Genomic DNA, 15,153 nt, shown 5'->3' on the forward strand with positions numbered 1-15,153 from the left:
GAGAAAAAATATGACAAAACTTCTTACTAGTTTGGTCTTCTAGATATTTATTGCACCCGCAAGTTATATTTTTTTCGGCACAAATAAAAACAGGACCATGGATAACCATGGTCCTCTCACTTTATTTTTAAGCTAAACTCTCTGACTTAAGAGTATGCATCTCTCCATCAGCACCATCTACCATCTTCTTAGCTATATACACAAACGGTGTATCACATGCAGCAACCACCCATTTAAGCAAATATGTTGTAACCAAAATTGATAATAAAACATTCCATTCGAAAACTCCAATAAAAGCTATAAAACAGAAAACAACACTATCAATCAGCTGGCTTACCATTGTGCTCAAATTATTTCTAATCCAGATTTGCTTATCAGATGAAAACTTCTTTTTCCACATTTCATAGGCCCAGACATCATGGCTCTGGCTAACTACATAAGCAATCATACTTGCAGCAACTATCCGCGGGAAGAATTTAAAGATTGTTACCAATGCGTCCTGAGCGAAATCTGAAGCATCCGGGATAAATAACAGACAGATTTGCATAATAACAGTTGTTATTACCAATGTAAATGAACCAATCCAGACAGCTTTTTGAGCTTCTTTTCTGCCATAAATTTCGCTCAAAATATCAGTTGCCAAAAAAGATGTACCATAGATAATATTTCCCAGAGTTGCTACCAAACCAAAAAGTTCTACAGTCTTTAAAACTTGAATGTTAGCTAATATTGCAGAAATTGCAACCCAGATATATAAACCTGTCTTTCCGAAAAATCTGAATGCCAACAATACTGCTCCAAAGTTTATCAGTAATAATATAATCCACAATAATTCGTTCATTTATATACCCTCCTTAATCTTTAATAAAACAGAAATCTACAAGCCTTTTTTATTTTAACAACTGGGATCTATTGTGTCAATATTAAATTCAATTTTTCCACTATACTCTTTAACCCCTTCTTCTCCAACAATCTCAATCCATTCTTTAACATTCTTACCTTTTATTATCAGTCTTTCATTTATATCCCGTAATGGTATTAGAACAAACGCTCTTTCATGAATTCTGGGATGGGGAATTATTAATTTTTCATCATTACAAATTACTCCATCATAAAGTAAAATATCTACATCTATAGTTCTAGGTCCCCATTTTATTAACCTTTTTCTTTTGAGTTCATTTTCTACTCTTTGACATTCTGCTAACAATTGATAAGGAGATAAATCAGTATCAATTTTTAGACACAAATTTAAAAAATTTTCCTGATTGATATACCCCCAGGGTTCTGTCTCATATACTTTTGATATTTTTACTATTTTTGTGTTGTCAAAATTTTTTATTAATTCCACAGCCTTTTTTAAATTTGCTATTTTATCTCCCATATTTGTACCCAACCCAAGATAAGCACTACTCATCGCGTCCTCTCCTTATCTCTACCCCAAAATAGTCAAAGATTCCGTTGACCGGAGCTTCCGGTTTTTTCACTCTAACCATCACTTCTTTAACAACAGGAAATTCTTTTAATATTTTTTTTGCTATATTTTCAGCTAAAGCTTCAATAAGTTTATATGGATCACCCTCACAGATTTTTTTAACTATTTCATATACCTGAGCATAATTTACAGAATAACTAAGGTCATCAGTTTCCCCTGCCACCTTTACATCACAGTATAGCTCCAGATCTATAAAAAATTTTTGACCAATTATATTTTCTTCAGTCAATGCACCATGGTAACCATAAAATGCTAGATTATTTAATATTATTTTGTCCATATTATCCCATCTTTCCTGAATATAGCATCTACAACTCTGGCAGCTCTTAAATTTTCCTTTACATCATGTACTCTGACTATATCTACACCCTGCAAAATTCCCATAACCGTCGTAGCAATCGTTCCTTCTACCCTCTCTTTCGGAGGAAGATCAAGTATTTTGCCTATCATTGATTTTCTGGATGTTCCAAGCAAGAGAGGATACCCCAATTCCTTAAGCTCAGAAAGTCTTCTCATAACCTCCATATTTTGTTCTGGAGTTTTACCAAACCCTATTCCCGGGTCTATAATTATATTTTCATCCTTAATTCCTGCCTCTTTTGCAATTCTGATACTCTCCTTTAAAAAATCTTTTATCGATTCTATAATATCCTTTTTATATTCAGTTCCTCTTTGATTATGCATAATAATTACCGGAACATTATATCTAGCAACCACATTGGCCATATTTTTATCCCTCTGCAATCCCCAGACATCATTTATTATATGCGCTCCTAATTTTAGAACTTCTTCTGCAACTTTTGATTTATATGTATCAACTGAAATTGGAACATCAATTTCCTTTACCAATTCCTTTATAACAGGTAAAACCCTACTCAGTTCTTCTTCTGCCGATATTTCTATAGCACCCGGTCTGGTTGATTCTCCCCCTACATCTATAATATCTGCACCTTCTTTTACCATTTCCTTCGCGTGTTTAACTGCCTTGCTTATCTCAAAATATTCTCCCCCATCAGAAAAACTGTCGGGTGTAACATTTAATATTCCCATGATATATGTTCTCTTTCCAAATTCAAACATTTAATCCCCTCCTATTTGTGATTTATCAAACTCATAACCTCAGCCCTGGATGCATGATTCCTTTCAAATAATCCCCTTATTGCTGATGTCACAGTCTTTGAACCTGGTTTTTTAACTCCTCGCATTGTCATACACATATGCTCTGCTTCTATTACTACTATAACTCCATAAGGTTCCAGCTGTTCCATTAAAATATCAGCTACAGTCTTAGTTATTCTCTCTTGAAGCTGAGGTCTTTTTGCCACAGTTTCTACAACCCTGGCCAGTTTCGAAAGCCCTGTCAGTTTACCCCCTCTTGGAATATAAGCAACGTGAGCCTTTCCAAAAAAAGGAAGTAAATGATGTTCACAGATAGAATAGAAGGGTATATCCTTAACCAATACTAATTCCTCATGTTTTTCATCTTGAAAATAAATTTCCAGATGCTTTTTAGGATCTTCATATAAACCAGAAAATATTTCTTCATACATATCAGCAATTCTTCTCGGAGTATCTTTTAACCCCTCCCGTTCCGGATCTTCTCCTATTGCTTCCAGAATATCCCTGACTGCTCTTTTGATTTTTTCTTTATCCACCACAGTCAACCCCTTTTTAAGAACACTTTAAGAACATTAAAAATCTGGCTGAAACAAGGAAAGGTTTTAAAACTAGCAAATTGATCTTTATGCAACTAACTTTATTATAATTCCACTTAAATTAACTTATATCCTGCTATAAATTATTTTTTAATTTATGATTATACTGTAAAAAGCTAATTTTGAGCGACATAGAAATTTTTTGCCAAATCATCTTAGCGAGATTTCCGACGAAATAAGGTCTCATCACAGGAGGTGATGAGCTAATCAAGGGCCAGGATGGCCCTTTGATTAGGAAGCCTTATTTCGGCTGAAATCAAGCTTTAGATGATTCGAAAAATTTCTCAAGAAGCGAAAAATTAGCTTTTTACAGTTTAACCATTTATAAACTTTAACCTCCATTATTCCTGATATAAGACCATCAAACTGATTGGCGGTACATCTACAAAACTACCGCTGACATTACGCAATGGGGTTATCCCAGCTTTATTACCTTCTACCACAACCTTCCAACCTTCACCAGGCAGGGTCACATTTACCTTATACCTGTTCTGATTATAGATCACTACAATTCTCTTCCAGGGATCACCATTTGCATGATCATTTAATGAATAAACCACTGTACCTGGCGGAGATTGATGAAATACCAGATGATTTTTGATCTCTTCTGCCGTCGTCATTCTAAAAGCCGGATGTTCTTTTCTTAATCTGATCAATCCCTGATAGAATTTAAACATACTGTAATAAGTCTTTTTATAGGACCAATCAATCTCATTAATGTAATCTGGGGATTGATAACTATTCTCATCACCAAATTTAGTTTTATGGATTTCTACACCTCCAGCAATGAACGGAATACCCTGGCAGGTCAAGACAATCCCATTTGCCAGCATTGCCATTTTTTCTCTTTCCACTTCTGTTGCTTGAGGATTGCTGCGCTCTAAACGATCCCGTAATGCGTAATTATCATGACAGGTGACATAATTGATCGTCTCATGTGGATTAAAAGTATGGATGGTTTCTTCTGGTTTGAACTGATATTCCCGATTATAAACATTTTCTGGATCATAGTCGATAATAGAACCTACCACAGCCTTTTTAATACTTGCTTCCATTTCAGGTTTACCACTAGCAAAACCCCGCTCAGTCACCGGATGAATTCCTCCACTTACAATAGCATCCCGTACATTATCATTAAAAATTGCTATAGAAGTCCCCTGTTGTGAGTTTTTAACCATTAATTCACTGAAAGGTAATCCAGTCCTCAAAAGCCAGGCTTCACCATAAATTAAAATTGTAGGATCTATTCTATGAAGTTCCTCAGCAATTTTAAGCATAGTTTCCCGATCATGCAAACCCATTAAATCAAAACGAAAACCATCCACCTGATACTCCGTAACCCAGTATTTAACCGAATCAATCATCAACTTTCTGGCCATTGGCCGCTCAGAGGCAAAATCATTATTTACTCCAGAACCACAGTAAAGATTGCCTTCTTCATCTCTTCTTAGGTAATAACCGGGAACTATTCTTTCCAGGTCAGGGTTTTTGCGGCCAGTATGGTTATAGACTACATCTAATACCACTCTGATTCCATTTTTATGCAAAACCTGAACAGCTTCTTTAAACTCTTTAACTCTTTTAACCGGATCTGCTGGATCGGTAACATACTGCCCCTCTGTAGCAAAAAAGAAATTGGTACCATAACCCCAGTTATATATATCCTTATCATCAATGATAAATTCCGATTCCATAATCGGCAACAGATGTAGATGGGTAATTCCCAATTCCTTTAAATGAGCCAGCCCTGTTGCCAACCCATCTGGGGATTGGGTATTCTCTTCGGTTAATGCTAAAAATTTTCCTTTATGAGTAATACCAGAATTAGCCGCGACAGATATATCCCGGATATGGGTTTCATAAATGATGGCATCAACAAAATTTTTAAAGGGAGGTCTTGGAACAGTACCCCAACCTTCCGGGTTGGTCTCTTTAAGATCGATGATAGCACCTTTAGTACCGTTAACATTGACAGATTTGACATACGGGTCAACAGCTTCCCATATCTGATCATGTACATGGACCCTATATGTATAAAATTTCCCTTTCAAATCTTCCCTGATCTCTGCTACCCATGTTCCTTTAACATCCCGCTTCATATCTGTAGATCGGCCTAACTTAGCATCTCCATGATCATAAATGATCAGTTCAACTCTTCTGGCTGTAGGTGCCCAGACTCTAAACCGTGTCATTTCAGGAGTATAAATAGGGCCCAGATCATCACCTCTATAGATAAATTGTTCATCATCAAGAACTTTTCTGAAAAACACTCTCTTTGGCTGAAAATCTGGATGGGTTACCTTATATATTCCAGTAACATCTACTGGTTCTGCCAGACGAATAATAAATTTCTTTCCATTACCCGATTCCTTTGCGGTAATTTCTTTAAGAGCCACAGGCTCACCCGTTTTTTTAATCACTTTAAATTTTCTATCTTCTCCATTTGCTAAAGAAATTGGCTCTGATAAAACTATATTAATTTCATCAAAATTGTCCATAACCGCAGCTTTTATCTTTTTTTGAGCTCCAGACATAAAATTCACCTCAAAATATTTGTATAATTTTTATAAAAAACATTTCTAGAAATTTTCCATAAGTCCAGAAATAATCCTTCATTACTTAAAATAATACATGACTTTACTGCAAAAAGCTAATTTTTCCTTCATAAAGAAATTTTTTTGAACCATCTAACGAAATAAGGCACACTAATCAATGGGTCATCTTGACCTTTTATTAGCTCATCATATCCTACTAATGAGACTATTCTTTTAATTTCACTAAGATGGTTAAACTAAAAATTTCTATGGCGCTCAAAATTAGCTTTTTGTAGTTTAATCATAATACTGCGTTCACCCTTTCATAACCAGACTCTTCATAATCTTCTCAATTCTAAAACCAAATAACCATATTTTTATTTCGCTATCATACAATTATAATCCTTTTAAACAGGCAAAAATATCGTTAGCATAAATTAAAATTAGCAAAAATATTTCCTCAAAAATTATGGTTATAAATTTTTTAAACTTTTTGCATAAAACATATTCCATTCTTTTTTGAAATGCGTTAGAATATATTTTGTAATGCAAAATAATTTTTAGGAAAAGGAGTCCTGATTATGCCTATTACTTCCATTGACAGCCAACTGAAACGAAATATCTTTTTGACTGTTATTGCTGGGGCAGCCACTACCATTATCTTTAACTTAACCAACCCTTTCTTCTCCCTGTTCGTACTCCGACTGGGTGGAACAAATTACCATGTTGCCTGGCTTTCATCTTTACCGGGATTAGCCGCAGTACTGGCTTTGATTCCCGGTGGAGCATTTGTCGATCAATTTACATATAAAAAAAATATTACCTGTCTTTTAATCGCAGCCAGCCGATTTTTCTATTTCTGCCTAGCACTTGTACCATTTTTACCACCTGCATGGCAAGCAACCACCTTTGTAATTCTAATTGGCATGATGCGGCTACCTGGTTCTGTCTCTGAAATTGCCTGGCAATCTTTTTTTGCTGACTTTGTCCCTGAAATTCATCGAGGTTATGCTCTGGCTCAGAAACAGCGAATTTCGACCATCATAGGAATGATAGTAACTTTTTTAGCAGGCCAAATTTTATCTCATATTCCTGGTACCGACCTGGAACGCCTCCGTTTCTACCAGGCATTTTTTATCATTGCTTTTATAGTAGGCTGTATTGAAGTATATGCCAATCTAATGATTAAAGAACCATGTTATGAGAATGAGGAAGAGACTAAAGCTTTGAGTAGAACCTCATTAAAAAAAAGATTTCAACTTCTTTTCTCTTCCTTTAAAAATATACCTCAGGCCAAACGGTTTTTGATTTTTGCTATCTGTTCCATTATCTTTCATTTTGGATGGCAAATGGGCTGGCCGCTCTTCAGCCTCTACCAGATAAAACATCTCAATGCCACTGAAGCCTGGCTTGCTACTATATCAGTCATCACCTCACTGACGTCAGCTTTATCTTATAACTATTGGAATAAATTTGCTAACAAATATGGAAATGATATTACACTTGCAATTACAGGGCTGGGAATGGCTTTTACTCCGGTCTTATATGCCAGCAGTAAAACTCTGCCGATTCTGGCATCAGTAACTACCATTGTTGGGATTTCTACCGCTGGTTTTATTTTGACTCTAATGAATATAACTCTTTTAGAAGCACCAAAATTTCAACGAACACTCTATATTGCCTGCTATAACACCGCTATAAATATAAGTGCAATTTTTGCTCCAAATGTAGGAGTATATATTAATGATCGCTGGGGAATCCATACCGCTCTATTGGCAGCGGCCTTCTTCCGTTTTTTAGGTGTAATAGCTTTCTTTATCAGGTATAAGTACCATACTCATGAAAAAAAACAACATACTGTGGCATAACAAGTACAAAAAGGCCCCTTTAAAGGGGCTTATTTTATTCTCGCTTAATTTTATATTAAAACCAAATCATGGTATTCCTTTATCTCAACTTATATGGTATAATATAAATATGACCTCAAAAAAGGAGTGATTTAACATGAAAGCCATTTTCATCAAGCAGATTTTACTTATTTCATTGGTTATCGGTATTTTAATATTATTATTTAATACTTTTATAAATGAATATCAGGATTATGAAGTACTGAATATCGATAAAACTCCAAAAGCCATTTATGAACACTATGAACAACAGAAATATAAAACCGGCTATTCTGTCATACCTTATGATAACTCCAAATATGTCCTGATTACCAGAGGTGAAGTTAACACTGCAGGACATAAAATTAAGGTTCAGAAAGTCCTTAAAACTAAAGATAAATGGGTTATAAAAGTAAGATTTATTGCACCAGACCCTGATGATATTGTTGCCATGGTCATTTCATATCCAGCAATTGTAGTTAAATTACCTGAAGAAGCTGTCAATATTCAGGTGCTGGAAGATGGTAAACACCTTTCAAAGCTTAATTAACATCTGTACTGATCTAAAAATTGCTCATATCCTGGTTCCCTCATAATAAATCTGTAAAATTCTTAAACAAAATACCTTTCAGGCACTCAATCTATTTTACTACACAAAGCTAATTTTTCGCTTAATAAAGAAATTTTTCGAGCCATCTAAAGTTCGATTTCAGTCGAAATAAGGCATACTAATCAACAGGCCTTCCTGGCCCTTGATTAGCTCATCACTCCTCATATGAGGCCTTATTTCAACTGAAATCTCACTAAGATGGTTTAGCGAAAAATTTCTATACCGCTCAAAAATTAGCTTTGTGCAGTTTAATTATATTATCATCAACAACCTACAAAAAAGTATAATTTCCTAAACACAAAAAAAATAGGGCCTCTGGCCCTATTCTTTTTGCTGTCTGCCATACTCCTCGGCCATTTTGGCTTCTGCATATTCTATCATCTTTCTAACCATATTACCACCAATATGGCCGCCCAACCGACCACCGATCCGTCCAGCATCCCGGGTTGTTAAGTCACCATTATAGTGGGGATCTAATGGAATTCCCAGATCATCAGCAACTTCGTATTTCATTCGATCCAGAGCCTCTTCATACTCTTCGGCTCGATTGTTCCCAGTCTGATGCTGAAAATACCCCAATTCTTGCGCCACTTCATATTTCAGATCATCCAGTGCTCTGGCTGCAAGGGGATTAACGTATCGGTTTCTGCGTCGGGAGATATTAATCACTCCTTTTTAAATTTTTTAAGCGGCAAACAGCAAACTATTATAAAAAAAACACCTCCATTAATCCTAGTCTAACCGGATATAGTAGGTGAATATATCGTATAATTTTTTCAATTACTGACAGATTATTCTTTTAAAGCTGCTACTTCAGCAACAAAAACTCCTTGTTGGTAAAGATATTTGACAAATGCATCTACTACTGTTGGATCAAATTGTCGTCCCTTCTCTTCAATTAAAATATTAATAGCTCTTTCAATACTTAAGGCTTTTCTATATGGGCGATTTGACGTCATGGCATCAAAAGCATCTGCCACACTTACAATCCGCGCTCCTAAAGGAATTTCTTCTTTAGCCAGTCGATCGGGATAGCCTGTCCCATCATATTTTTCATGATGATGACGAACAATCTTTCGAATATTTTTTAGCTCCTCGATATTTTTCAATACCTCATCAGCTACTACAGGATGCTGCCTAATAATAGCAAATTCTTCTCTAGTCAATTTTCCAGGCTTATTTAAAATTCTATGAGCAACCCCAATCTTTCCAATATCATGTAAAGTAGCAGCAAAGGCAATATCTCTAATCTCATCTTCGTTCAACCCCAACATTTGAGCAATGGCAATAGAGTATTTCCGCACCTGTTTACTATGGGATGCAGTATAAGAATCTTTTATCTCTAATAAATCAATTAAAATATCCATAACGCTAAATAAATTCTGTCGGAGCTTAATCTCCCGTTTCTGAAGTAAATCCTGTAGTTGAAACAGATAGGTTTTAATTAACCCAATCTCGTCATCTTCAACCATCCTTAAAGGAAAAAAGTATTCATAATTCATTAAGCTCCCTACCATTTCTACCAATTCGTGCAAAGGTTTAATCACTCTTCTGGTGACTTTTTGTTGACAATAGAGAAATAATAAAAGCAGACTAATAAAAACAATCAACAAAATAAACTTAAATCGATTTAACGCCGCATCTGATATCTTTTTTTCTCTAAGATAGATTAAACTAAGTCCTGTTCCCGGAATTTGACGATGGTAAAGATAATAACGTTTATTATCAATTTTATAAGACTGGCCCTGATTACCACTTTTCCAATCTACTTTTTTAAGGAAATGTTGATAAATTGTTGAAGTAAAATCTTCACCAGTTTTCCAAAGAAGATTATAATCTTCTCCTACCAGAAGAATAATCCCATCTAAGGGATAAAAATTACTAAACTCTGGCTGCCACTGTTCCTGACCGCTATACGAATTTAAATTATTTTGAATAAATTTTGTTAAATAATCAATTTGAAGAAGATTTCGTTCATGGATCATTTTTTGATATATAGCCGAACAAACCATATAGGCAACTGAAGTAATTATAAATAACGGCAGGATCAAACAAGTTAAATTTGATAAATATATTTTTCTGGCAATCTTCACCAACGATGCCTCCTAAAATCAATATTATTAAAACCTATTTTTATTTTTACCAAATTCGATTTTTTCATTAATTTCTCCTGTCTGAATTCCAAAAATTAGTACTTAAGACCTAAATGTCTATTAAAAGATCGCAAATGACTTCCACTTTACCCAGGTCACTCTTCATATAATCCTACTTCCCTATTCACCTTTTAACATAACCGCAAGCTGCCTGGCGTTAACGACAGCTTTTCCTTGAAAGTGATTGTTCATACTGATATAGACTCTTGTCAACTGTTTTTCTAAAGCCTGAATTTTCTTCACCCACTCTCCCAATTCCTTCAGACTATAAAGGTAATTATACCGTTCATAGGCATGGTCATGTTTCCACCATTTTTCAGCATTACGTCCGTGGAAGCGAATATAACCTAGATCGGTAGTCGCTTTGAAGACAGGCGGTAGAAGTTCGGGAAGTTGTGGCTCGTCTACTGAGACGAAACTTAAATTCAATCTGGATAGAAATTCAAAGACCGGCTCTTTCATCCAGGAATTATGCCGAAACTCCACAAAGATAGGATAATCTGGTATATGATCTCTTAAACGAGCCAGATATTCACGGTTTTTCTGCTCATTTCTAAACCTTGAGGGAAACTGAGCCAGAATCCCCCCAAATTTATTGGCTTCAATAAGTGGCTCACAGGCTTCCATAAATTCTTTAAAGGGTATATCACGTCCGATTTTATGAGTCATGGATTGATGGGCCTTGATAATAAAAATAAAGTCATCAGGTGTCTTTTTCTGCATGTGATAAAATATAAATTTATTAGGCATCTGATAATAAGTAAAATTAATTTCAGTCATTTTAAACTCCCGTGCATAATAGCTGAGAAGATCTTTTTTATCAATCCCCTCAGGATAGACTGGCCCAACCCAATCATTGTAACTATATCCAGAAGTACCAATAATAATCATTATTTAGACACCCCCTGTACCTTTATTATAGCATTTATGCAAAAAAAAAGCTATCAAAAATGTAAAAGACCTGTAACATACCCCTTACATCGGGTAAATTACAGGCCTTTTTTGATTTGACTTATGCTTTAATTTTTATTATTTAAAATAGCGTTTAAGTAATCCTTTGAGAGCATTGCAATGGCGTGCTTCGTCTTTGGCTGACTCATCAAAGAAGTCATGAGCAGGGTCAATATTAGCCTCTTTAGCTTTGACGGCAGCTTCCCGCTTACCCTTGTTGGCCCCAGCTTCACCTTTCATCATCTTCTCTAAATTTTCTCTGGTACTATTAGAAATTTTACCGTTCATCTCTGCAAATCTTGCAGCATGTTCTGCTTCTTCCCAGGCAATAGTCTTCAAGACTTCAGCAATCTCAGGATATCCTTCACGCTGAGCCTGGCGAGCCATAGCAAGATAAATCCCAACTTCTATAGTTTCACCCTTAAAATTATTATCTACTGCCTGTTCTAATTCAGTCCCTTTGGTGACACCAAGTCTGTTTTCAATAACCAGCTCCATGTTTAAACCTCCTTTATGGTAATGAAATGAGAGAAGGCATCTAGATTTATGTTTTGCTAAGTAAGGAGGTTTTAAACCTTAAACTTTTGCACCATCTTATTCAAATCCTCAGCTAATTTAGCCTGTTTTTCAGCAACCCTGGCCACTTCTTCTACTGCCCTTGTCGTCTCTGCTACTTTTTCGGATATTTCTTGAGAACTAAAAGCAGCTTGATCCACAACACTGGCCACGGACTCGATAACATTATTAACCTGTTCGATAGAAGATGATATTTGCTCTGTACCTCTTGCAAGGTCCTCAACCAAATTACGAACAAATTCCGCATCTTTCAAATATTGAACCCCTGTGTTAACCAATACTTGATAATCAGAAGCAACCTTCTCGTCTATGAATTTTAAAACACTATTTGCATTTTCTACTAAATTTTTAAAGGAAACCTGAACCTGCTGAACGGTTGATTGAATACCGGCTACAGTCTTAATAGACTGCTCAGCCAATTTACGAATCTCTTCTGCTACAACAGCAAAACCTGAACCTTGATCGCCTGCTCTTGCTGCTTCAATAGCAGCATTTAAAGCTAACAGATTAGTTTGATTGGCTATATTGGAAATAATGCCAGCCATTTCTTCTATCTCTGCTACCACTTTCCCTTCCTCTATAGCTCTTAAAATATTAGCCTGTCTTTCTTTATACATAGCCTCAGCCAACTTCCTGGACTCTTCTGCATTGGTTTTCATTTCTTCAGCCCGATGCTTAATCTCTTTCACCGAACGATTACCTTCTTCAGCTTTTTTAGCCAACTGTTTTGAAGACCTATTTATTTCTTGAGATGAAGCACTTATCTCTTCAGTAGACGCACTGGTCTCTTCCATACCACTGGCAATTTGCTGGGTGCCTGCATTAATATGTTGAGCTTTATCATTAATTTTTTCAACCGCTGCTGATAATTCTTGACTTGCAGCATTCAATTCATCCGCATTGATTGTTATCTGCTCAATCATTTCTCTTAAATTACTGCGCATATCATTGAATACCTTAACTAAAATACCAATTTCGTCTTTTCTTGTAATATCCAATTCTTTTTCTCTCAAGTTACCATTGGCAACTTCCTGGGCAAACTTTACTAACTTTGATATTGGGCTGGTAATGCTTTTTGTAATAAATATTGCAGTGAGAAAAGCCAATATAGTGGCTAATACTAATACAACAAGTATTATATTTGTTGCTTTCTTAAAATCATAAACTGCATGTTTATAAAACTCTTCAGCATGATTTCGAGCTGAATTAATTAGTTCATTTATTTCACGGTTTAATAATGCTACCCGCTCAGCACCTTTTCCTTCGGCAATATATGCTGCCTCTTTCTTTTTCCCTACCATAATTAATTTAATAACCTCATCATGAATGGATTTCCAATCTTTAAATGCCTGGTAAGCAGTATCAACAACTTTTTTATCTCCTAGAAAACGTTTATAAATAATATCAAAACTATCATATATTTTTTTCTCTAACTCATTTATCTTTTTTATAGACTCTTCAATTTGACTATTATCCGTAGCAATAAAAATATCCTTCATTTCCGAATTTATCTTTACTATATTAGATTCAATCTCCAATGCTGTATTATTAATAACAAACGGATGTTTATACATTTTCTCCATTAAATTTTCTAAACTATACATATATCTTATTCCCATTATACCTACAACACTAGTAAGCAATATTACCAGCGCAAAACCCAGTATCATCTTTTTTGATAAGTTTATATTTTTTAACATCTATGTATCCTCCTTTTCATTTTTGAATACTTGCGGGTATCAAAAAAGTAGACAGCTCCAGAGATATTTGGATAATATTTTCCTAACTACACCCAAACTAATATTAACATATAAATCTCCAAAAGTCGAGTTAAAATCAGCAACCTCAAAGATAAAAAAGAACTCGAAACCAATTGTTTCGAGCCCCTGAATCTATCATCTAAACAAATTAACCAGACTTAAGAAAAGATTCTTAAGCATCTGAAAGATAATCTGAAAAATTGTTCCACGCTCTACATCAGATTGAGCTTTCAGAGGAATTCTTCCAATCTCGGTACCATCTTTTTTGACAACCATCTCACCCAGGATTTCACCAGCCTTGATTGGTGCAATAATCCTTTCACGCAACACTATCTCTGTAGTAACCTTCTCATCAGCCCCTTTCCTTAATGGTACCTTAAAATCAGTTCCGGCAATTACCCCAACTTCTTCTACTTTTCCCCTGGAAACCCTTACTTTTTGAACCAACTGATCTTTTTCCACCACCTCATAAGCCTTAAAAGCATTAAATCCATAGCTCAAAAGTGTACTAACTTCCTTAAAACGAATATCTGAAGTAGGAGCTCCCATTACAACAGCAATAAACCTAAGCCCGTTCCGCTCACCTGTTGCAGATAAACAATACTTAGCTTCATTGGTATATCCTGTCTTTAGACCATCTACCCCTTGATAATGTCGAACTAATTTATTGGTATTATTGAGAACAAATTCACCATTCCGGACATAATCAATCCAGGTCGAAGTCCATTCTAAAACCCTGGGATATTTAAGCAGTTCCCGTGACATGATGGCGACATCTTTTGCACTTGTATAATTACCCTTAACCCCCGGATCATCGGGTGGAAGACCGTTGGTATTATAAAAATATGTATTGGTAAGCCCCAATTCTTTGGCCTTTTCATTCATTTTTCTAACAAATGCTTCTTCTGTCCCATACAGATACTCAGCAACCGCCACACATGAGTCATTAGCAGAGGCAATAGCAATGGATTTAATCAAATCCTCTAATGACATCTCTTCTCCTACTTCCAGATAAATCTGAGACCCGCCCATTCTCATCGCATTTTCGCTGGCACGTACTATATCTGTAAGATTGGCCCTTCCTTCCTCTAATGCTTCCATAATTAGAAGTAGAGTCATAATTTTGGTAATACTAGCCGGGGGCAATTTTTCATCCGGATTTTTTGAAAAAATAATCTCTCCTGTCGAGGCTTCCATTAAAATAGCTGATCTTGACTGTAAAGTAAAAACAGGTTGTTCTGCCTGGGTAGGAAGACTAAAAATTGGTATAACAATGAATATAGTACAAAAGACCGCCATGAATCTTAAAAAAGAACAATTAAAATAGCCACAACCTGGCACCCATTTTCCCTCCTTTACCAGACATTCTTTAATAATTTTTATTTGAAAGAATCGCAAAATATGTATGGTAAAAGTAGGGAAATAATAGGGATACGGGATCTGAAATTTTAAAGCATGAGAGGATTAAAGTGTAAA

14 protein-coding genes are annotated in these 15,153 nt (G+C 35.5%); 2 read left to right on the plus strand and 12 right to left on the minus strand.

The window, feature by feature from the left end; all coding sequences use genetic code 11:
- Positions 1-127: 127 nt before the first annotated feature.
- The 6 genes from BBF96_RS08570 to pulA all read right to left on the minus strand — a co-directional run bounded on the left by BBF96_RS08570 (position 128) and on the right by pulA (position 5,741).
- Entirely contained in the window at positions 128-841 is a 714-nt protein-coding gene (locus tag BBF96_RS08570; RefSeq protein WP_127016757.1) for a queuosine precursor transporter, read from the minus strand.
- A gap of 54 nt (positions 842-895) precedes the next feature.
- The gene (gene folK, locus BBF96_RS08575; RefSeq protein ID WP_127016758.1) at positions 896-1,414 is read right to left on the minus strand and encodes a 2-amino-4-hydroxy-6-hydroxymethyldihydropteridine diphosphokinase; all 519 of its coding nucleotides are present in this window, start codon (positions 1,412-1,414) and stop codon (positions 896-898) included.
- Complete coding sequence (folB, locus tag BBF96_RS08580) at positions 1,407-1,772, minus strand: dihydroneopterin aldolase (protein ID WP_127016759.1); 366 nt, start codon at positions 1,770-1,772, stop codon at positions 1,407-1,409. The genes folK and folB overlap by 8 nt, the downstream gene beginning before the upstream one ends.
- Positions 1,760-2,572 (minus strand): dihydropteroate synthase, encoded by an 813-nt coding sequence (gene folP, locus BBF96_RS08585; RefSeq protein ID WP_127016760.1) that lies wholly within the window; start codon positions 2,570-2,572, stop codon positions 1,760-1,762. Before folP ends, folB begins: the two co-directional genes overlap by 13 nt.
- Positions 2,573-2,583: 11 nt before the next feature.
- Positions 2,584-3,150, minus strand: a complete 567-nt coding sequence (folE, locus tag BBF96_RS08590) for a GTP cyclohydrolase I FolE (protein ID WP_418654988.1) — start codon at positions 3,148-3,150, stop codon at positions 2,584-2,586.
- Between the two features lie 398 nt (positions 3,151-3,548).
- Positions 3,549-5,741, minus strand: a complete 2,193-nt coding sequence (gene pulA, locus BBF96_RS08595) for a type I pullulanase (RefSeq protein ID WP_127016762.1) — start codon at positions 5,739-5,741, stop codon at positions 3,549-3,551.
- Positions 5,742-6,322: 581 nt separating this feature from the next.
- Between pulA and BBF96_RS08600 the strand changes: the two genes are divergently transcribed.
- Together BBF96_RS08600 and BBF96_RS08605 are read left to right on the plus strand one after the other, a co-directional pair.
- Positions 6,323-7,609, plus strand: coding sequence for an MFS transporter (locus tag BBF96_RS08600; RefSeq protein WP_127016763.1), 1,287 nt, complete (start codon positions 6,323-6,325; stop codon positions 7,607-7,609).
- Between the two features lie 136 nt (positions 7,610-7,745).
- Positions 7,746-8,177, plus strand: coding sequence for a protease complex subunit PrcB family protein (locus tag BBF96_RS08605; RefSeq protein WP_127016764.1), 432 nt, complete (start codon positions 7,746-7,748; stop codon positions 8,175-8,177).
- Positions 8,178-8,558: 381 nt separating this feature from the next.
- Here the strand turns inward: BBF96_RS08605 and BBF96_RS08610 are convergent, their stop codons facing one another.
- The 6 genes from BBF96_RS08610 to BBF96_RS08635 form a co-directional block, all read right to left on the minus strand.
- A complete protein-coding gene (locus BBF96_RS08610) occupies positions 8,559-8,906 on the minus strand; it encodes an alpha/beta-type small acid-soluble spore protein (protein ID WP_205665609.1) in 348 nt (115 codons plus the stop codon).
- Between the two features lie 122 nt (positions 8,907-9,028).
- Positions 9,029-10,330, minus strand: a complete 1,302-nt coding sequence (locus BBF96_RS08615; protein ID WP_127016765.1) for an HD-GYP domain-containing protein — start codon at positions 10,328-10,330, stop codon at positions 9,029-9,031.
- 180 nt (positions 10,331-10,510) lie between these two features.
- Positions 10,511-11,281 (minus strand): DUF72 domain-containing protein, encoded by a 771-nt coding sequence (locus tag BBF96_RS08620; RefSeq protein ID WP_127016766.1) that lies wholly within the window; start codon positions 11,279-11,281, stop codon positions 10,511-10,513.
- Positions 11,282-11,419: 138 nt separating this feature from the next.
- Positions 11,420-11,839 carry a ferritin-like domain-containing protein gene (locus BBF96_RS08625; protein WP_127016767.1) on the minus strand — a complete coding sequence of 140 codons (420 nt, stop codon included), beginning with the start codon at positions 11,837-11,839 and terminating at the stop codon, positions 11,420-11,422.
- 71 nt (positions 11,840-11,910) lie between these two features.
- Positions 11,911-13,617 carry a methyl-accepting chemotaxis protein gene (locus BBF96_RS08630; RefSeq protein WP_127016768.1) on the minus strand — a complete coding sequence of 569 codons (1,707 nt, stop codon included), beginning with the start codon at positions 13,615-13,617 and terminating at the stop codon, positions 11,911-11,913.
- 195 nt (positions 13,618-13,812) lie between these two features.
- Positions 13,813-15,018 carry a D-alanyl-D-alanine carboxypeptidase family protein gene (locus tag BBF96_RS08635; protein ID WP_236777793.1) on the minus strand — a complete coding sequence of 402 codons (1,206 nt, stop codon included), beginning with the start codon at positions 15,016-15,018 and terminating at the stop codon, positions 13,813-13,815.
- Positions 15,019-15,153: the final 135 nt, after the last annotated feature.

The organism is Anoxybacter fermentans, from assembly GCF_003991135.1.
GTDB lineage: Bacteria > Bacillota > Halanaerobiia > DY22613 > DY22613 > Anoxybacter > Anoxybacter fermentans.

Bases quoted from the DNA above. Each gene is read 5' to 3' on its own strand.
- BBF96_RS08570 (WP_127016757.1), bottom strand. From the start codon at position 841: ATGAACGAATTATTGTGGATTATATTATTACTGATAAACTTTGGAGCA.
- folK (WP_127016758.1), bottom strand. From the start codon at position 1,414: ATGAGTAGTGCTTATCTTGGGTTGGGTACAAATATGGGAGATAAAATA.
- folB (WP_127016759.1), bottom strand. From the start codon at position 1,772: ATGGACAAAATAATATTAAATAATCTAGCATTTTATGGTTACCATGGT.
- folP (WP_127016760.1), bottom strand. From the start codon at position 2,572: ATGTTTGAATTTGGAAAGAGAACATATATCATGGGAATATTAAATGTT.
- pulA (WP_127016762.1), bottom strand. From the start codon at position 5,741: ATGTCTGGAGCTCAAAAAAAGATAAAAGCTGCGGTTATGGACAATTTT.
- BBF96_RS08600 (WP_127016763.1), top strand. From the start codon at position 6,323: ATGCCTATTACTTCCATTGACAGCCAACTGAAACGAAATATCTTTTTG.
- BBF96_RS08605 (WP_127016764.1), top strand. From the start codon at position 7,746: ATGAAAGCCATTTTCATCAAGCAGATTTTACTTATTTCATTGGTTATC.
- BBF96_RS08620 (WP_127016766.1), bottom strand. From the start codon at position 11,281: ATGATTATTATTGGTACTTCTGGATATAGTTACAATGATTGGGTTGGG.
- BBF96_RS08625 (WP_127016767.1), bottom strand. From the start codon at position 11,839: ATGGAGCTGGTTATTGAAAACAGACTTGGTGTCACCAAAGGGACTGAA.
- BBF96_RS08630 (WP_127016768.1), bottom strand. From the start codon at position 13,617: ATGTTAAAAAATATAAACTTATCAAAAAAGATGATACTGGGTTTTGCG.